Source organism: Pseudomonas sp. M20 (assembly GCF_045037865.1).
Classification (GTDB): domain Bacteria; phylum Pseudomonadota; class Gammaproteobacteria; order Pseudomonadales; family Pseudomonadaceae; genus Aquipseudomonas.
Genome location: NZ_CP173611.1, coordinates 4,345,972 through 4,364,456, shown reverse-complemented (window position 1 = coordinate 4,364,456; position 18,485 = coordinate 4,345,972). Strand labels below are relative to the sequence as shown.

Annotated in this window: 21 protein-coding genes; all 21 read left to right on the top strand. The window is 60.5% G+C overall.

The features are described from left to right. The first annotated feature begins 1 nt into the window (after position 1). The 21 genes from ACI514_RS19455 to ACI514_RS19355 all read left to right on the top strand — a co-directional run bounded on the left by ACI514_RS19455 (position 2) and on the right by ACI514_RS19355 (position 18,415). A complete protein-coding gene (locus tag ACI514_RS19455) occupies positions 2-1,168 on the top strand; it encodes a tail protein (RefSeq protein WP_034154903.1) in 1,167 nt (388 codons plus the stop codon). Next, a complete protein-coding gene (locus ACI514_RS19450) occupies positions 1,168-1,674 on the top strand; it encodes a phage major tail tube protein (RefSeq protein ID WP_160056265.1) in 507 nt (168 codons plus the stop codon). Before ACI514_RS19455 ends, ACI514_RS19450 begins: the two co-directional genes overlap by 1 nt. 168 nt (positions 1,675-1,842) lie before the next feature. After that, positions 1,843-2,424: a phage tail assembly protein gene (locus ACI514_RS19445; RefSeq protein ID WP_160056267.1), complete on the top strand. Its 582-nt coding sequence runs from the start codon at positions 1,843-1,845 to the stop codon at positions 2,422-2,424. 152 nt (positions 2,425-2,576) lie between these two features. After that, positions 2,577-4,940, top strand: coding sequence for a phage tail tape measure protein (locus ACI514_RS19440; protein ID WP_405122225.1), 2,364 nt, complete (start codon positions 2,577-2,579; stop codon positions 4,938-4,940). Beyond that, a complete protein-coding gene (locus ACI514_RS19435) occupies positions 4,940-5,323 on the top strand; it encodes a phage tail protein (RefSeq protein WP_160056271.1) in 384 nt (127 codons plus the stop codon). The genes ACI514_RS19440 and ACI514_RS19435 overlap by 1 nt, the downstream gene beginning before the upstream one ends. Continuing rightward, the gene (locus ACI514_RS19430; RefSeq protein ID WP_064393145.1) at positions 5,316-5,528 is read left to right on the top strand and encodes a tail protein X; all 213 of its coding nucleotides are present in this window, start codon (positions 5,316-5,318) and stop codon (positions 5,526-5,528) included. The genes ACI514_RS19435 and ACI514_RS19430 overlap by 8 nt, the downstream gene beginning before the upstream one ends. Before the next feature lie 9 nt (positions 5,529-5,537). Continuing rightward, positions 5,538-6,569, top strand: coding sequence for a phage late control D family protein (locus tag ACI514_RS19425; protein WP_405122224.1), 1,032 nt, complete (start codon positions 5,538-5,540; stop codon positions 6,567-6,569). A gap of 142 nt (positions 6,570-6,711) precedes the next feature. Then, entirely contained in the window at positions 6,712-7,296 is a 585-nt protein-coding gene (locus ACI514_RS19420) for a hypothetical protein (RefSeq protein ID WP_405122223.1), read from the top strand. Next, positions 7,293-7,472 carry a DUF2635 domain-containing protein gene (locus ACI514_RS19415; protein ID WP_093436496.1) on the top strand — a complete coding sequence of 60 codons (180 nt, stop codon included), beginning with the start codon at positions 7,293-7,295 and terminating at the stop codon, positions 7,470-7,472. The genes ACI514_RS19420 and ACI514_RS19415 overlap by 4 nt, the downstream gene beginning before the upstream one ends. Then, positions 7,472-8,968 (top strand): phage tail sheath subtilisin-like domain-containing protein, encoded by a 1,497-nt coding sequence (locus ACI514_RS19410; protein WP_160056277.1) that lies wholly within the window; start codon positions 7,472-7,474, stop codon positions 8,966-8,968. The genes ACI514_RS19415 and ACI514_RS19410 overlap by 1 nt, the downstream gene beginning before the upstream one ends. A gap of 67 nt (positions 8,969-9,035) precedes the next feature. Beyond that, complete coding sequence (locus tag ACI514_RS19405) at positions 9,036-9,383, top strand: phage tail tube protein (protein ID WP_007908779.1); 348 nt, start codon at positions 9,036-9,038, stop codon at positions 9,381-9,383. Further along, positions 9,380-9,676, top strand: a complete 297-nt coding sequence (locus ACI514_RS19400) for a phage tail assembly protein (RefSeq protein ID WP_007908778.1) — start codon at positions 9,380-9,382, stop codon at positions 9,674-9,676. Before ACI514_RS19405 ends, ACI514_RS19400 begins: the two co-directional genes overlap by 4 nt. 130 nt (positions 9,677-9,806) lie before the next feature. After that, on the top strand, positions 9,807-11,792 hold the full coding sequence (locus ACI514_RS19395) for a hypothetical protein (protein ID WP_405122222.1): 1,986 nt from the start codon (positions 9,807-9,809) through the stop codon (positions 11,790-11,792). After that, positions 11,779-13,014: a DNA circularization protein gene (locus tag ACI514_RS19390; RefSeq protein ID WP_160056281.1), complete on the top strand. Its 1,236-nt coding sequence runs from the start codon at positions 11,779-11,781 to the stop codon at positions 13,012-13,014. The genes ACI514_RS19395 and ACI514_RS19390 overlap by 14 nt, the downstream gene beginning before the upstream one ends. A gap of 3 nt (positions 13,015-13,017) precedes the next feature. Next, complete coding sequence (locus ACI514_RS19385) at positions 13,018-14,061, top strand: phage baseplate assembly protein (RefSeq protein WP_405122221.1); 1,044 nt, start codon at positions 13,018-13,020, stop codon at positions 14,059-14,061. Positions 14,062-14,201: 140 nt separating this feature from the next. Next, complete coding sequence (locus tag ACI514_RS19380; protein ID WP_110720163.1) at positions 14,202-14,711, top strand: phage baseplate assembly protein V; 510 nt, start codon at positions 14,202-14,204, stop codon at positions 14,709-14,711. Next, positions 14,711-15,109 (top strand): phage GP46 family protein, encoded by a 399-nt coding sequence (locus ACI514_RS19375; protein ID WP_003222234.1) that lies wholly within the window; start codon positions 14,711-14,713, stop codon positions 15,107-15,109. Before ACI514_RS19380 ends, ACI514_RS19375 begins: the two co-directional genes overlap by 1 nt. Beyond that, positions 15,099-16,145: a baseplate J/gp47 family protein gene (locus ACI514_RS19370; protein ID WP_160056285.1), complete on the top strand. Its 1,047-nt coding sequence runs from the start codon at positions 15,099-15,101 to the stop codon at positions 16,143-16,145. The genes ACI514_RS19375 and ACI514_RS19370 overlap by 11 nt, the downstream gene beginning before the upstream one ends. Further along, positions 16,133-16,732 carry a YmfQ family protein gene (locus ACI514_RS19365; RefSeq protein ID WP_034154917.1) on the top strand — a complete coding sequence of 200 codons (600 nt, stop codon included), beginning with the start codon at positions 16,133-16,135 and terminating at the stop codon, positions 16,730-16,732. The genes ACI514_RS19370 and ACI514_RS19365 overlap by 13 nt, the downstream gene beginning before the upstream one ends. Positions 16,733-16,745: 13 nt before the next feature. Continuing rightward, a complete protein-coding gene (locus ACI514_RS19360) occupies positions 16,746-17,903 on the top strand; it encodes a phage tail protein (protein WP_160056287.1) in 1,158 nt (385 codons plus the stop codon). Then, entirely contained in the window at positions 17,900-18,415 is a 516-nt protein-coding gene (locus tag ACI514_RS19355) for a phage tail protein (protein ID WP_160056289.1), read from the top strand. Before ACI514_RS19360 ends, ACI514_RS19355 begins: the two co-directional genes overlap by 4 nt. Positions 18,416-18,485 lie beyond the last annotated feature (70 nt).

Here is an 18,485-nt window from a genome sequence, read left to right as displayed (position 1 = left end):
TATGGCTGAGGTTCTGAACTTCGAGCACAACGGCATTACCGTCAATGCCACCGAATCCCCCGAGGCCATGGGTGGCCTGGGTGACAACGTCATCGGCCTGGTCGGCACCGCGCCGAAAGCCGATCCGCTGATTCCGCGTAACGCACCGTTCCGCATCAACAGTTTCACCACCCACGCGCTGCTCGATCCGACCGGTTCGGAAGAGGGCACCCTGTACCACGCGGTTTACCAGATCCTCAAAGTGGTCAAGGTGCCGGTTTACGTGGTCATCGTCGAGGCGGGTGCGACCCCGGCCGACACCGTCAACAACGTGATCGGCGGCGTCGATCCACTGACCGGCCGCAAGCTCGGTCTGGCCGCGCTGGGCAGTGTCCCGGAAGACCTGACCATCATCGGCGCGCCGGGCTTCACCGGCACCAAAGCTGTGGCCAGCGAGTTCGCCTCGTTCGGCAAGCGCATCAAGGCCCGTGTGGTGCTGGATGGCAAGGACGCCTCGGTTGCCGATCAAGTGTTGTACAGCCAGGAACTCGGCGGCGCCGACCTCGGTTTCGACCGTTGCCTGGTGGTGCACAACATGCCGGCCGTGTACTCGAAAGCGGCGAAGAAAAACGTCTTCCTGTCGCCTTCCAGCCTGGCGATTGCCGCACTGGCCAAGGTCAAGCAGTGGGAGAGCCCGGGCAACCAGGTGACCTACGCCGAAGACGTTTCGCGGGTCGTTGAGTACAACATTCTCGACACCTCCACCGAAGGCGATCTGCTCAACCGCTACGGCGTCAGCTACTACGCCCGCACCGTGCTCGGCGGCTTCTCGCTGCTGGGCAACCGCTCGATCACCGGCAAGTTCATCAGCTACGTCGGCCTCGAAGATGCGATCAGCCGCAAGCTGGTCAAGGCCGGCCAGAAAGCCATGGCCAAGAACCTCACTAAGTCCTTCATGGATCAAGAGGTCAAGCGCATCAACGACTGGCTGCAAACCCTGGTCGCCGACGAAACCATCCCTGGCGGCAGCGTGTATCTGCACCCGGAACTGAACAGCGTCGAGAAGTACAAGAACGGCACCTGGTATGTGGTCATCGACTACGGCCGCTACGCGCCAAACGAACACATGGTTTATCAACTCAACGCCCGCGATGAAATCATCGAGCAGTTCCTGGAGGACGTTCTCTAATGTTTACCAACCGCGTAAGACAGGCCATCGCGGCCACCCTCCAAGGCCTGCCGTTGTCGGCGACTGTTGAAGAATTCACCCCGCCGAAAATTGATTTCGACATGGAAAGCATGACGGGCGGGCGTTTCATCGTCGAGGAGATGGCCAAGAGTGCAAAGCCGCTCAATGCGCAGATCAAATTGCAAGGCACCGGTGCTGAAGTGTTGCTGGCGATGGGCGTGAAACTGGGCGACGACATCCTGCTGAACGTGCGTGAAGCCGGTCAGGATCAGGACGGCAATACCTGGTTCACCTACCACACCATCGGCGGCAAGCTCAAAACCATGGGCGAAGACGCAATCAAAATGGGCGGCAAGGCTCTGACGACGCTGGACTTCTCCTGCCGCACCTACAACCGCCTGGAAAACGGCATTCCGGTGATCGACATCGACGTGCGTACCCAGAAGTTCGTCCTCAACGGCGTCGACATCCTCGGTGATGCGCGTCGTGCGGTGCTGATGCCGTAACCCGTTACACCGCAAAACCTGTGAGAGCGAGCCTGCTCGCGAAGCCTTTGGCACATTCAACATCAATGTGACTGAACGACCGCTTTCGCGAGCAGGCTCACTACCACAGTGGGCCAGTGTGACTGGCAGAAATTGAGTAACCCCCAAGAATCACCAAGGAATTCATACATGTCGTGGATGCCACCCCAGCATGACCTGCTGTCGCCGATCACCGGCGACGATGGTTCGCAGATCAACCAGATCCAGCTCAAGCCACTGTTCTACGCCGCACAGAAAGAAGCGCTGGAACGCGCCGGCGATGACGAAGACGATCAGTTCTTCGAGCTGGCGCTGCTCGCCACTGGCCTGTCGGTCAAAGAACTCGACCAGCTCAAGCGCCCGGACTACGTGAGCATCGCCCAGTACGTGCACGAGATGTCGACACGCCCTGCGTCGTACTTTCTCGACCAGGTCGAAGACGCGCAAAAGTCCGACGATCCCGATCAGGTGCAACTGCTGCAACCGCTCGCCGTAACCGGCCGCACCGTGACCTCGCTGAGCCTGGAAATGCCTGTGCTGCGCGCCACCAAAGTGATGAAGAAACTGAAAACGGCCAAGGAACGCGCCGAGTTCATCACCGCCCACTGCACCGGTCTGATGATCCCTGATCTGGCCCACTTGAGCGTCCCGGACTGGACGCAATTGCAGGTGCGTATCGACGATTTTTTAAACCAGCCGGCGGCCTACTTTCGGAACGCGACATCGAAGTAATCCTCGATATCGTCCCGCTCATTTACCCGGTAAGTGAAGCGGAGATTCTGGAATGGGACGCCGAAAAGGCGTTGCGCCGCTACGACATAGCGATCACTCGCCTAGGCGTGAAACAGGAGTAGAGCGGCATGGCAGAAACAAGGTATTCGCCAATGCTGGCCAGCGCGAACAGCAGCGTCGGGTTCAGCAACGCTGGCTTGGCAGGTGAGAGGTCTGCATTTGACGTTATTGCCAATCCACTGGCGGAGTTGAAGCTCGCGGTCGTGACCGCCAGTCAGGACATCCGGTTATTGATCAAGGAGCAGATCAAGCTTCGGGAAGTCATGGTCGCGCTGCAATCGCTGTCGAAGGCCAGTTCGCCAACGTCGGCGCCAGTAAGTGCGCCGAAGTCGAAACTCACGACCGAGATCGAACAGCGTCAGCCTCCCGCGTTTCTGCAGTCGACCATGGCGCTTCAAACGGCCATGGCCAGGCTAAAACAAGTGCCGGGCATGGACGGCGATCTCAAGAGCATGGAGATCGCCAACCTGGCAATGGCCGGTGAAAAAACGGTGGCAGGCAGTGGTGCGACCGCGGTTAGCCTGGCCGAGGTCGAATATGCCGCGGGCAAATCCGGGGTAGGCGCCAATCTCACTGGCGACACAAAGGAACAGGAACTGCTGGATTTCGGCCGTGATGCCGCCACGAACGCGACAGCGTTTGGCATTGAACTGAAGGCCGCTGGAGAAATGCTGACGGTCTGGAGAACCTCGCTCAAGCTTGATCGCGCGCAGGCTCAAAGCTTGGCCGACGCCAGTATTCATCTCGGGAAGAATTCGCTGAAAGCGACCGCAGCCGACATCGGCTCGGTGGTACAGAGTTCTGGCGAAACAGGAGTCGCGGCGGGTATTGCACCTGAGCAACTGGCTGCTCTTGCGGCCGCTTTGCTCAACGCAGATGTGGACACGTCTGGCGCCGCTACATCGGTGAAAAGCATCAGCGCTGCGCTGGCCAAAGGTGCCAAAGGCTCGGTCGCCGAGCGTGCAGCCTGGGCAACACTTGGACTCCAGCCGGACAAGCTCAACGAGGATGTGCCGCAAACCGTTTTCAAGGCACTCGAGGCTCTTAAACAAAAGCCGGCGAGCCAACAATCGGCACTGATCAAGACGTTGTTCAACGGTGATGAAGGCGTCAGCAAACTGCTGGATAAACCCCAGGATGTCGACAAGACATTTGCGTTGCTGACCGCGAGAAAACCGCTCGATCCACAGACCGAGTTGCTGAAGAGGCTATCGACCGGCAGCGACGGTTTGCATCAATTGATGGCGGAACCTGCTGAAGCGACGTTCTCGCCGGTTCCCCTTCAGGGACCGACCCAAAGTACCGAGCCGCAATACAAAGGTGCGGTGCAGAGATCAGCCGATCCGGCTGGCGGCAGTCCTCAGCAAAGCTGGAACGCTTACGACGCCAGTAGAAACCGTTTGGCGACAGCGGTCGCTCCGGATGCGCAAACGCTGGACTCCCTCACCAATACATTGAACTGGGCGGCGGAGAAGGCCGAGGCAAACCCGAAAGTCGCTACGTCTCTGACTATTGCGGCGGCGGGGCTTACGGCGTTTGTGGGGGCGTTGCTGGCAAAGGCCGCCGACAATTTCGTTGGCAAGCTTGTGAAGGGTATCGCAACGAAACTGCCGAAGGGACTTGGCAAATGGATTGCGGATATCGATGTTGCCGGCGATAGCGGTAAGCCCGTTGAAAACTCGCCATTTGATGAGCCAAACCCAAAAAAGCCCACCCAGAGAAAGGGTGGAGGCCTGAAACCACGCAGGGTGAGCCTCGGTTCTTTGACCCAGCGAAAGAGCCATCAACCACTGATTGGTTCCGGCAGCTCTGCAGCTCGCAATCCTCTCATTCGTCAGCCCTCAGCGTGGCCCGCAAGCATGACGGCATTCGCCGGCTCATCGGGCGCCAGCCCAATGCACGCCGCGCCGCTGTCCGACTCCTACGCCAAGGCCGGCGCGCTGCTGGCCAAAAAAGCGCCGCCGCTGCGCCTGCTCAGCGCGGGATATGAACTGGTCAATGGTGTGATGCACGGGGACACGCGTTCAGTGGTGTCATCCGGTGCTTCGTTGGCCGGGTCTTCAGCGGGCGCCGCTGTCGGTGCCGCGCTTGGCACGCTGATTCTGCCTGGCGTGGGTACTGCAATTGGCGGGTGGCTCGGAAGCATGGCGGGGGGAGCCATCGGTGAGTCGCTGGGCGACAAGCTGGGGACCCAAGTCGATCGTCTTGACGCGCCAGCTCAGGTCAGCAAGGACCTGATCGCGACCTCGGCGACCTCCGCGATCCCGGCCACCACAGCCGCCAGCCAGCCTGTCACGTTCAACTCAACGATTCAGATCAATGGCCAGGATCTGGCCAGCGCCCAGGCGCTCGCCAATCTGGTGGTACAAACAACCATGGGGCAGTTGGGTCAAATCATGCCAACCAATCTCCTCGCCACCCGCCGTGACGCAGCCCTGACCGATGGAGTCGCCTAATGAAACAACAAATGGCATTAGGCAGCTTCATCTTCGGCCTGTCGCGCCAATTTGCGTACCACACGTTGTTGCGCAAGTCCGATGGCGGCTGGAGCGAAATACAGATTCTCACCAGCAAACCGAAATCCAGCCAGACCGGCCAGAAGTCGGAAACCCTGACCATCACCGGCAAATCGATGTACGCCGTGGCCATGGATCGGCTCGATGAATTGCGCGCCTTGCAGGCACTGCGCATACCGCTGCCATTGATTGACGGCATCGGTCGCAACTGGGGTCTGTGGCGGATCAACAACGTTCAGGAAACCCAAAGCCAGATCATCGATGACGGTACGGCGATGGTGGTCGATTGGGTCATCGAATTGGCGGAGTTCAACAATGCGTAAGGTTCGAAGCGTGGCCGGTGATTCGGTGAATCTTCTGCTCTACCGCGAAACCGGGCGCAGCGATGATGCCGCTGAAGAAGCCCTGTGGAAACTCAACCCGACCCTGGCTGAACACGGCCCGGTTCTGCCCGCTGGTATCTGGGTCGTGCTGCCTGAACTCGACAGCAAACCCGCCGCGATCAAAGCGCTCACGGCTTGGGATTAAGGAGGTTGTATGGCATTGGGTTTTACCCCGGTCGTGCAGATTTATGGCGCAAACGCGGATCTGCTCAACCAGCGTCTGATCAGTTGGGAACACATTGATGCCGCCGGTATCGAGTCGGATCAACTGACCCTGACCATTGATCTGGAAGGCCTCGAAGGGCTGCCAAATCTGGGCGGGAAAATCGGCCTGCTGGTGGGTTACCTGGAAATGGAAGAGATGGTCGACAAGGGCCAGTTCAAAGTCACTCGCCTGACACCGACGCTGTTTCCGTTTCGCCTGACCCTGGTGGCCACTGCAGCACCTTTCAGCAAGGACGACGAGACCGGTTTCAAGCAGCGCCGCACCGCCAGTCATGGACCGACGACGCTCGGTCAATTGTTTAGCAAACTGGTGTCGCAGCACGGTTTTTCATCGCGTGTCGCTGCGGACGTGTCGATGATCAAGATCGCCCACGTCGACCAATCCAATGAAACCGATATGGGCTTTCTGACGCGGCTGGCAAAGAAGTACAACCTGGTCGCCAAACCTTATGGCGATGCGTATGTGCTGGCGCGGCCCGGGCAGATCAAATCAATCTCGGGCCAGAAACTGCAGGAAGTGACGTTGTCGGTCACCCACAACAATCGTCCCGGCGATCACGCCTTCATCAGCGCCACGCTGGAAGAGGCCGCCCGCGAACAGGCCAAGGGCTGCAAGACCTGTTTTGTCGATGCGGCGACAGGCGTGTTGCGCTGGGTCGAAACCGGGCTTGCGCCGTTCAAGACCATCCGCCAGAAGCAACCCAACGAAGCGGATGCCATCGCCGTCGGCGAGGGCGAAGTGCGCAAAATGCTCCGACAAAAGTTCAAGGTGAAGATCACCTGCCCCGGCGACCCACGGCTGGCGGCTGAAGGCCTGGTGCTGCTCGATGACACCTGGCCGGACTTCATGCGCGGGCGCTGGTCGATCGACAAGGTCACCGCCAGTGGCAATCGCGAGAACAGCTATCGCTGCCTGATCGATGCCAGCGGCCTCGATCCAAAGGCTGAATCCAAAGACTGACGACACATCTCCATGTGGGAGCGAGCCTGCTCGCGAAGAGGCCGGAACATCCAACATTGAAAGCGACTGAGACACCGCTTTCGCGAGCAGGCTCGCTCCCACATTGGGTCCTGCGCAATTCTCATCATTCTGGAACACCCCCATGAAGATCACCCCGATCCTCACGCAGTTGCGTGGGCAATGCCCTGGCCTTGCCAATCACATTTCGGTGGGTGTCGATCTGGCGTTGCTGCAAGGCAATGCCGATCTGCCGACACCCTCGGCCCATGTGCTGCCACTGGCCGACTTGGCGAGTGAAAGCACCACACAAAACCTCGCCACCCAACCGATTCGCGACCGCTTCGAAATCGTCCTCGTGCTTGACGCCACCGACGCTACAAAAGCGCTGGATCTGTTGCACGACTTGCGTGCCGAACTGTGGCGCGCGGTGGTGGGGTTCAAGCCCGACAAAGACTACAGCGCCATCGTTTACGACGGCGGTGAACTGGTCTCGATCAACAGCAGCCGCGCCTTCTACCGGCTGCGTTTTTTTGCCGAGTTCCAGCTCGGCCGCAATCTGCCAAGTCAGCCTGCGGAGAGTTGGCACGAACGCGAACTGGACGGTTTGTCGTCCTTTACCGGGGCCACCGTGCGGGTCGATGCGATCGACCCGGCCGACCCCAACCTGAAACGCCCGGGCCCCGATGGGCGCTTGGAAATGACTTTCTCTGGAGACGTAACCCCATGAGCAATCGCATCACCGTACTGCCGGCCGCCGGCCGTGTTGTACCTGACCCGGAGGCGGGCGATCTGCTGCCGGCCGAAGGCCGTGAAGTGCTGGACAGCGCCTGGTGGCGCCGACGTCTGGCCGACGGCGATATCACCCTCAAAACCGCACCAGCCAAACAAAAGGGAGCCAAATAATGGCGATCGGATTCAGCAACATCCCCGCGGACATTCGTGTACCGCTGTTCTATGCCGAAATGGACAACTCGGCCGCCAATAGCGCGAGTTCGACCCTGCGTCGTTTGATCGTCGCTCAGGTCAACGACAACATTGCCCCGACCGAAGTCGGCAAACTGGTTTTGGTCTCCAGCGTTGCGCTGGCCAAGAGCATCGGTGGTCAGGGCTCGATGCTCGCCTCGATGTACGAGACCTTTCGCAAGGCTGACCCGATCGGTGAGATCTGGTGCCTGCCGCTGCACAACGCCGAAGGCGCGATCGCCAAAGGCGTGCTGACCCTGACTGGCACCGCCACTCAGGCTGGCGTGTTGAATCTGTATGTCGGCGGCGTGCGTGTGCAAGCCACTGTGGTCAACGGTGCCACCGCTGCGCAAGCGGCCACCGCCCTGGCGCAGAAAATCAACGCTACCGCCGACCTGCCGGTGAGCGCTGCGGCTGCCGAAGGTGTGGTGACCCTGAACGCCAAATGGACGGGCGACAGCGGTAACGACATCAGCCTGCAATTCAATCGTCTGGGCAAGAGCAACGGCGAAGACACCCCGGCCGGCCTGACCACTGCGATCACCGCCATGACCGGCGGCGCCGGCGTGCCGGATCAGGTGGCGGCGATTGCCGCGTTGGGTGACGAGCCGTTCGAGTTCATCGCACTGCCATGGTCCGATCTGTCGACCCTCAACACCTGGCAAGCAGTGATGGATGACAGCACCGGTCGCTGGTCCTGGGCCAAGCAACTGTTCGGTCACGTCTACAGCGCCAAACGCGGAACTGTCGGCACTCTGGTTGCTGCCGGCCAGGCACGCAACGATCAGCACATGACCATTCAGGCGCTGGAACCGGGCGTTCCGCAACCGTTCTGGGTACAGGCTGCCGCACTGGCTGCACGGACCGCCGTGTTCATCTCCGCCGACGCCAGCCGTCCGACGCAAAGCGGCAGCCTGCCGGGCGTTGATCCGGCACCGGCCAGCGAACGCTTCACCCTGACCGAGCGTCAGTCGCTGCTCAACTACGGCATCGCCACCGCGTATTACGAAGGCGGTTACGTGCGCATCCAGCGTTCGATCACCACCTACCAGAAGAACGCTTACGGCCAGGCCGACAACTCCTACCTGGACAGCGAAACCATGCACCAGTCGGCGTTCATCGTGCGCCGTCTGCAAAGCGTGATCACCAGCAAATACGGCCGGCACAAACTGGCCTCCGACGGTACTCGTTTCGGTGCCGGCCAGCCAATCGTCACCCCGGCGACTATTCGCGGTGAGCTGATCGCCCAGTACGCCAAGCTCGAACTGGAAGGCCACGTGGAGAACGCCGAGCTGTTCGCCGAGCACCTGATCGTCGAACGCGACGTGCAGGACCCGAGCCGCGTGAACGTGCTGTTCCCGCCGGATTACATCAACGGTCTGCGCGTGTTCGCGCTGCTCAACCAATTCCGTCTGCAGTACGACGACGCGGCTTGATCCGCGCGTTTGACGGCAAGTTTTCAGCCCACCGCGCGTGGGCTTTTTTTTGCAAGGGAGTAACACCATGGGTCAACTGATTGCAGGCACCTGCTACGTCAAAGTCGACGGCGCACAACTGACCATCAATGGCGGCTGCGAAGCCCCGCTGATGGCGGTCAAACGCGAAACCGTCGTACCGGGTTTCTACAAGGAAACCGACATCGCGCCGTCGTTCAAAGTGACCGCGCTGCACACCGCCGACTTCCCGCTGAAGAAGCTGATCGAAGGCACCGACATCACTGTCACCTGCGAATTCAGCAACGGCAAAGTCTACGTGCTGGCCGGCGCGTACCTGGTCGAAGAGCCAGTCTCCAAAGGCGATGACGCCACCATCGAACTGAAATTCGAAGGCATCAAGGGGACCTGGCAATGAGCGGCGCCGTGAAGCTTCAGGTTGCGATCGAAGCTCACGGCGAGCCCCTGACCGAACTCGTCCTGCGCCGTCCGACGGTGCAGGAGGTGCGAGCGATCAAGGCGCTGCCGTACAAGATCGACAAGAGCGAAGAAGTCAGCCTCGACATGGACGTGGCGGCCAAATACATCGCCGTGTGCGCCGGCATTCCGCCGTCGTCGGTCAACCAGTTGGATCTGGCTGACCTCAACGCGTTGAGCTGGGCCGTTGCGAGTTTTTTCATGAGTGCGGCGTCGGCGCCATCACCGACCTGATTGCCGTCGCCTATGACCTGGCCTGGTTCTGGAAGGTTGACCCCGAACAGATGATGGCCAGGCCACTGGATGTGCTCCGCGAATCGCTGGAGCACGCGCAACGGATCAATGCGATGCAGCAGGTGCAGTGATGGCGAATACAAATTTGAGCCTGATTCCGCAGACCTTTCCTGTCACGGTCAACATGCTTGTGGTGCTCAAGGGCGCCGAGAAGATGGAAGCCGAAATGAAAGGGCTGCGCGGCAAGGTCGCAGCATTCAAGAAAAGCATGGAGGACAGCGGCCTCGAGCCGTTGGACGTCGCCGGGTTCATTTCCGAAGGTGGCTTGCTCAAGCCGTTTCAGGACGGCATCAAGAAAGCCATCGAGGCGCAGGATGCGCTGGCAAAAAAGGTCATGGCGAACAAGGGCCTGAAACTGCCCAAAGTGGTGCAGGGGGAAACTTCGGCCAACCTGGCAAAGTTCAACGAAGCGCTGGACAAGATCTCGCTGAATATTGGCAACGCGTTGTTGCCAGCGGTGAACGGCATCGTCACCGCAATCACCCCAGTGATTACTTCGATTGGCCAGTTTGTAGCGAACAATCCTTCTCTTGTTGAAGGGCTGGCGGCGGCGGCTGTCGCATTCACGGTGGTCACTGTGGGTGCGATGGGGCTGGTGGGTGTGTTGGGTATTCTGACCTCACCGATCGGTTTGATTGCCGCCGCGATTGCGGCGGCGGTGGCGGTCATCGTCATCGGCGCGCGCTTGATTACCAACAACTGGGGGGCGATCTCGGGCTTTTTCAGCCGGAACTGGCAGTCGATCAGCGATGCGACCCGTCGCGGCATCGACGACGTAAGCAAGGGCTGGGATGAGATGGTCGCGGACGCAAGGCAACGGTTCGACTCGATGAGTGCCACGGCTTCGCTGAAGTGGCAGGAAATGCGCGCTGATGCCATTACCGGTGCCAGCCGTCTTGCGGCGGGTGCGTCCGAAGGTCTGCATGCATTCGGCGCTTTCATCGAACAAACCTGGGATTCGGCTCGCACCTCCGTCGGCGCTTACTGGGACAGTGCAGCTGTCAGCACTGCGGCTGGATTGCAAAGCCTCAAGACCCGGTTGTACACCTCGCCACTGGAAAAAATGACGGCGTTGTGGAACTCCGCCGATGAAGTCGTCAGCGGGTACTGGAATCGTACCTATGCGGCGACACAGGCCGGATGGGAGTCGGTCAAGTCAACGTTCGACGGCACACTGACAGCCAGAATGTCAGGCGTATGGGATTCCGCACAAAGCGCGGTCTTCACGGCCATCGACGATATGGGCAACAGAGTTGCAACCGGTTGGTCGAGCATTACATCGCTGTTCGACGGCACGCTGGCAACCAACATGTCGACGGTCTGGGGTTCTGCGCAAAATACGGTTTTCGATGCGGTTGGCAGCATGCACAGCATTGCGGCGAGCGGTTGGGAGCAACTCAAATCGACGTTCTCCTGGTCTCCGACCGCTATGGTCGAAAGCGCCTGGCAACCCTTGGCACCGGTTTTTTCAGCGCTGTGGGACGTTCTCCGGGCGGGTGCCCAGCCATTGAAAAGCGAGTTTCAGAACTTGTTCGGCAACGCTCCCGTGGAAGCGGTCATGGCGAAGTGGAATGGCGTTACTGAATATTTCTCCGGTTTGTGGGCAACGCTGAACACAGACGCGCAATCGGTGAAAGCAACCTTGGGTGATCTGTTCAGTCAGTCGCCGTTGGAATCTATCCAGCAGAAGTGGCAGCCCGTTCTCGACTGGTTCAGTGATATGTGGACAAAACTCCAAGGTATTTTCGGACAAGTCAAAGAACTGCTCGGTGGCAATTTCTCCGGGTTCTTCGCCACGATCACCGGCACCAGCGCTGCGGCGCCTGCCGGGGCGCAAGGAATGAGCAGCACGCTGCCACAAACTTCCGGCGCACTGATCCAGCAAAGCGCGGCCAACAACCGCACGCAACTCGAAGGTGGCCTGACGGTGAGCTTCGTCAATGCACCGCCGGGGATGCGCACCGATCAACCGCAAAGCAATCAACCGGGCCTGGCGCTGTCTTCGCGCATTGGCTACCGCTCGTTGTCGGCAGGAGGTTCCAATGAACTGGCGTGACCGTTTGTTGCCGGCATCCTTTCGTGGTGTCGGCTTCTGGATCGATCAGGCGAAAACCCCGGTCGGTCGCAAAGGTCAGTTGCACGAGTATCCGCAGCGCGACCTGCCGTATTTCGAAGATCTTGGCCAGCAGGCCAGGATTCACGACGTCACGGCGTTCATCATCGGCGCCGATTGCCTGGAGCAGCGCGACAAGCTGCTCAAGGCATTGGAGGCGGGCAGTGGTGAACTGGTGCATCCGTGGCTCGGGCGCCTGCAAGTCAAGGTCGGTGAATGCGACATGACCCACACCCGCCAGGACGGCGGGTTGGTGACCTTTACCCTGAAGTTCTATCCCGATCAGCCGTTGCCGTTTCCGACTGCCAGCGTCAGCACGCAGAAAGTGCTGCTGGCCAAAGCCGACACACTGCTGGGTTCGGCGGTGGCGCGCTTCGAGCAGGCTATGACGCTGATCAAGGCTGCGCGGATCGGCATCGCCAATCTGCGCAACAGCCTGACCGGGGTTTATGAGGTGATCAAGGAGCAGCTCAAACCGCTGATCGAGCAGTACAAACAGATCACTGAACTGGTTAAAGCCGTGAAGGAGCTGCCCAAGGAAGTGGCAGCGGAATTCAAGGGTTTGCTCGGCGATATCAAGGAGCTCAAGGAGTTTGCGAAGGAGGGCTACCGTGGCGTGATTGCTGACGTCTCCCAGCAACTCGAAGCCATCCGCAAGGCTGATGCGCCGAAGATCACCACCGGCAAGGACACCAACGCCGCAGCGCAAGCCATGGCCGATCTGGTGCAGGACACGATGCTGGTCAAAGTGGCGCAGTGGGTGGCGTCGATGCCAGTGGCGACCCCCGCAGTGAAACTCTCGTCGACACCTTCGGTGGCGCATCAGGCGGATCAACCGGTGACCCGTCCGGAAGTACCGGTGACCGATGAAATGAAAGCGCTGCAGAAGGCTGTCGGGGTGGCCATTGATCCGATGCTGGACAAGGCCGATCCCAAGCACCACCAGGCAATCAACGATGTCAAGGAAGCGCTGCTGGCGCATCTCAAGGCAGTTGCGTCATCCGGTGTGCGACAGGTCACCAAATCGTTCCAGGAAAGCTTGCCGGCGCTGGTTGTGGCCTACAAGCAATTTGCCGATGCCACACGGGTGACCCAAGTGACTCAGAGCAACGCGATGAACCATCCGGGCTTTTCCCCCAACGACGTGAAAGTGTCCAGGGAGTGAGCCATGAGCGAGATGGATAACCGCGTCACATTGACCGTCAACAACATGGAATACGGCGGATGGAAAAGCGTGGAAATCACGGCCGATCTGGAGCGCCAGTTCCGCACTTTCAAACTTGACATCACCTGGCAGTGGCCGGGGCAGACGGTGGACCAGCGGATCAAGCCGGGTGACCCCTGCGAAGTGAAAATCGGCCAGGACCTGGTGCTCACCGGCTATGTGTTCAAGGCGCCGATCAGCTATGACGGGCGCCAGATCAGCCTGAGCATCGAGGGCAGTTCCAAGACCCAGGACCTGGTCGATTGCGCCGCCAGAAACCAGCCGAACCAGTGGCAGGAGCAACCGCTGTTGAACATCGTTCAGGCGCTGGCGATGGAGTACGGGCTGATGGTGGTCAATGAAATTCCCGAGACCGCGCGGCTCGCCAAACACACTATCGTGCCGGGCGAAACAGTGTTCCAGTCGATCGACCGGTTACTCTCGCTGTTCCGGGTGTTTTCCACCGATGACGCGCAGGGCCGGCTGGTGCTGGCCAAGCCTGGCAGCGGTGGACGGGCCAGTGATGCGCTGGAGCTGGGCAAGAATATCCTGTCGGCCAATGCGCCGATGGATCAGAGCCAGGTGTTCTCCGAATACCGGGTGATCGGCCAGCAGAAAGGTTCGGACAAGAAGAGCGGGGCGGCAGTCAGCGAGGTTGAATCCAGCGCGACCGATCTGAGCTTCAAACGTCGACGCACCACCATCATCAACGAAGGCACCGCGCTGACGTTCGAACTGGCCCAGCAACGCGCCCAGTGGGAGTGCGCCACCCGTATGGGGCGGGCGCAGACCACCACGTATCAGGTGCAGGGCTGGCGCCAGGCTAACGGTGATCTTTGGCGGCACAACACGCTGGTCAAAGTCACGGATCCGGTGCTTGGGTTCGATGGCGACATGCTGATCTCCAAGGTCACGTATTCGCTGTCGGCGCAAGGCTCGGTGACCACGCTGCAAGTGGCGCCGCCGCATACCTTCGATCCTGATCCAACGCCCCCGAAAAAAACCTGAGCCTGACTCCGAACCCTGTGGGAGCGAGCCTGCTCGCGAAAGCGCTGGCAGCTTCAACATCACACTGCCTGACCCAGCGCATTCGCGAGCAGGCTCGCTCCCACAGTGGATCGCGTGATGCCTACCTTTGAGGACAATTCATGAGCCTACTGACACGCCTGCTGGCGCGCGGCACTGTCGTGCTCGCCAACTCGGCATCCAAGCTGCAATCGCTGCAAATGCGCCTCACCGCCGGCGAAGTGAACGACGATATGGAGCACTTCGAACCTTACGGTTTCACCAGCCATCCGCTGGCCGGTGCCGAAGGTGTCGTCACGTTCATCGGCGGCGACCGTTCCCACGCCATCGCTCTGGTCATCGCTGACCGCCGCTATCGCCTGCAAGCGTTGGCCGCTGGTGAAGTGGCGATCTACACCGACGAGGGCGACAAGATTCACTTCAAGCGTGGGCGGATCATCGACATCGAAACCGCCACGCTGAACATCCGCGCCAGCAGCGCGGTGAACTTCGATACGCCGGTGATCAATCAGACCGGCAAGATCGTGTCCACCGGCGATCAACTCGCCGGTGGCATCAGCCAGATCAAACACGTGCACGTCGGCGTACAGGCCGGCAGCGGCCAGACCGGCGCGCCGGCAGGAGGCAAGTGATGCTGATCAGCCAAAATCTCCACGCCGCGCTGACCCGCGCCGTGCTCATCAGCCTGTTCACCTGGCGTCGCGCCGCCGATGACGACGCCCTCGACGACGAAGAGCGTTTCGGCTGGTGGGGCGACAGCTTTCCTACCGTCGCCGATGACCGTATCGGCTCGCGGCTGTGGCTGTTGCGCCGGGTCAAGCTGACCCGACAAACGCAGATGGACGCCGAGTTCTATGCCCGCGAAGCCTTGCAATGGCTGATCGACGACGGCCACTGCAGCGCCATCGACATCATCAGCGAACGCCTCGACGCTCAGCGCCTGAACCTGCGCACGGTCCTGACCCTGGCCGACGGCGAACGTCTGGACATCAACCCCGATAACAGTTGGCAGGTGATCTATGCCGTTTGAAACCCCTTCGCTGCCGGTGCTGATCAAGCGCACCCAAAGCGACCTGGCCGGCGATTCGCTGCGCCAGTCCGATGCGCAAGTGCTGGCCCGTACCCTCGGTGGCGCCGCTTTTGGCCTGTACGGTTATCTCGACTGGATTGCCGAGCAGATTCTGCCGGACAAGGCCGATGAATCCACCCTGGAGCGGATTGCCGCACTGCGCCTGAACCAGCCACGTAAACCCGCGCAAGTCGCCACCGGCAGCGTCAGTTTTACCGCGACTGCCGGCGCGGTGCTCGACGCCGATACGCTGCTGCAAACCAATGACGGCCGCACCTACAAAGTCACCGCCGCGCGCACCACGGTCAATGGCAGCAACACCACCACCATCGCCGCACTCGATGCCGGCAGCCTCGGCAATGCCGACGCCGGGCTGGCGCTGACGCCGGTGCAGCCGATTGCCGGTGTGGTCGGCAACAGTTTTGTCGTGCTGGCGCCGGGACTCAGCGGCGGTGTGGCGCGGGAAAGCCTGGAGTCGTTGCGCTCGCGGGTGATCCGTTCCTACCGCGTGATTCCCCATGGCGGTTCGGCCAGCGACTACGAGACCTGGGCACTGGAAGTGCCGGGCGTGACCCGCGCCTGGTGTCGTGGCGGCTTGCTCGGGCCGGGCACGGTGACGGTATTCATCATGCGTGACGAAGACCCGCAACCGGTGCCGAACGATGAGCAATTGGCGGAAGTTCAGGACTACATCGAACCGCTGCGTCCAGTGACGGCGGAAGTGCACGTGCAGCGGCCGATTCAAGTGCCGGTGGTGTATCGCTTCAAGAGCGTTAATCCGGACACCACCGCTGTGCGCGCCGCCGTTGAGGCGCAGTTGCGCGACCTGCACAACCGCGAAGCCGATCTGGGTGTGCCGTTGCTGATCAGCCATATCCGCGAAGCCATCAGCAGCGCCGGCGGTGAGTACGATCACACGCTGACCGCGCCGGCTGCTGACGTGCCTGCCGGGCAAAGCGAACTGCTGACCTTCGGAGGTTGCGTATGGGGGGCATAAGAACCGCCGCGCAATATCAGGCGCAACTGCGAGCCTTGCTGCCCACTGGCCCGGCGTGGGATCCGGAACGGGTGCCGGAACTGGAGGAAGTGCTGCAAGGCGTCGCCGTCGAACTGGCGCGCCTCGATGCGCGCGCCGCCGACCTGCTCAACGAAATGGACCCGGCCGGCGTCAGCGAACTGGTGCCGGACTGGGAACAGGTGATGAACCTGCCCGACCCGTGCCTGGGCGCCACACCGCTGTTCGACGACCGCCGCCTCGCCGTACGCCGGCGCTTGCTCGCGGTGGGGAGCCAGGCTGTCGGTTACTACATCGACATCGCCAAAAGCCAGGGTTACCCCAACGCGACCATCACCGAACTCGAAGCCCCTCGCATGGGCCGTTCGCGTTTCGGCTCGGCGCACTGGGGCACGTGGGAAGCGCAGTTCATGTGGACCCTCAACACCGGCGGGCGCTTGCTGCTCGGTCGGCGTTTCGGCGCGAGCTACTGGGGCGAGCGCTTCGGCGTCAATCCGGGGTCGGCGCTGGAATGCCTGATTCACCGCAGTGCACCGGCGCATACCAAGGTGCACATCAATTATGACTAGGGAGGAATAAGCCATGGATTATCCGAACAGTGTGCCCAGCGCCGGCTTGGTGAATGGGAAGTTTGTCGATGAGAACCCAATGACCGGAACCCCGGGATCGCTGATCCCGGCGGATTGGGGTAACGGAGTTACCCAGGAAATTCTCAGTGTGATCAATGCGGCGGGTCTGACGCCGGACGAGAAAAAATACGATCAGTTGCTGCAAGCGATTCAGTCGGTGACGGCCAAGGGCTGGAATCAGGATCTGGCGTTGCCGCTGGTGGCATTGCCGCTGCCGACGGTAGCCACCGCCGATGGTCGGTTGACGGTCAGCCCGGCTGCGGCATCCACCAGTGGTGGCAGGGTTTCCATTGCGGCAGGCACCTATATCAGCCTCGGTCAGGAAGTCGTGAATGGCCAGTTGGGTCGTTCGCGCACGTTTGTGACGTCGGCCTGGAGCAGTGCGGATCTGTTGCCCAGCAGCCATTACTTTTTACGCGCTCAGGTCTCTGGCGGTGCGCTGACGTTCTACGTGCAGCGTGGCAACATCCATGACGTGACGCCCGAGTCGTTGAAAGGAACGGTCAACGGTGCCGCCGGTGGCGGCTTCCAGTCGACGGCACTGGACATGTGCCTGGCCTGGATCGTGACCGGCGCACCGGGCTCGGTGCCCACGGTTCGAACCATCTACAACCGTGCGCGCTTGACCTGGACTCAGACGGTCAACGGCACGGGCGCAATTTTCCTGCCACTGGATCCGCACGCACGTTCTGCCCGATTGGTTGCCGGCAATCCAACGCCGTCCTCAACCGCAGTGACGGCTGTTGGTTTTCCATCAACCGGCTGGGCGGGGGGCAATTATTGTTTCCTGTCGCCCATGATTGCTGGCAGCTCCAATAACGCAGGTGGCTGGAACCCCGCAACGGTTACTCCTTGTGTGTTGTTCACTAACAACATCGTCAACGACGTGACGGTTTCAACGCTGGCCGCCAGTTTCGATCATGCCAATTTGCGCTCGCTGTGGCAGTGCTATCAGGCAGAGCACAACCTTGGCCAGTCGAACGCGGAGAGTGATGAACTGCTACTGAGCATGGGCATCAAGAGCCATCCCGTCACTGATTACAGCGTCGGTATCGCGGTCAATTTTTCCGATGCCGTTAACGTCCAGTTTTCCTGGGAGCTTATTCGATGATCGTTATTCAGGAGCTTCATCAGTTCGACGGCGAAATGCGCCTTCCTCAACCTTCTGCCGCCCATGACTGGGACGGTGTGGCATGGGTTCTGAACGCAGACAAACAGACTGAATTGAATGCGCAGGAAGTTGAACAGATTTGCGTCAAAGTTGACGCCGCTGCCGACAGCACTCGCATCGCATTGGCCGGCGACCCGCTCAAGGCCATGGAATACGCCCAGGCCGCCGCCGATGCTCAGGCCTATCAGGACGCCGGTTACCCGAAAAAGGAAGTGCCGCTGTCGGTCGCTGCGTGGGTGGTCAAAGGACGCACTGCCAAACAAGCCGCCGAGCAGATTCTGAGCAAGGCCGATCAACTGACCGACCATCTGCTGGCGCTGCGTACGCTGCGCCTGAAGGCCAAAGCGCAAATTCGCACGCAGGCTGCCAAAGGCAACATGGATCTGGCGCGCAGCGCTGGTGACGAAGCTTTGGTCGCCATTCGCGAATTGGCCAGCGGCCTTTCCAGCTAAACCGAAAATTCTGCGTACTGCGTCAGCCAAGCCCACTTCGTTGTGGGCTTTTTATTTTCAGAAAACGGAC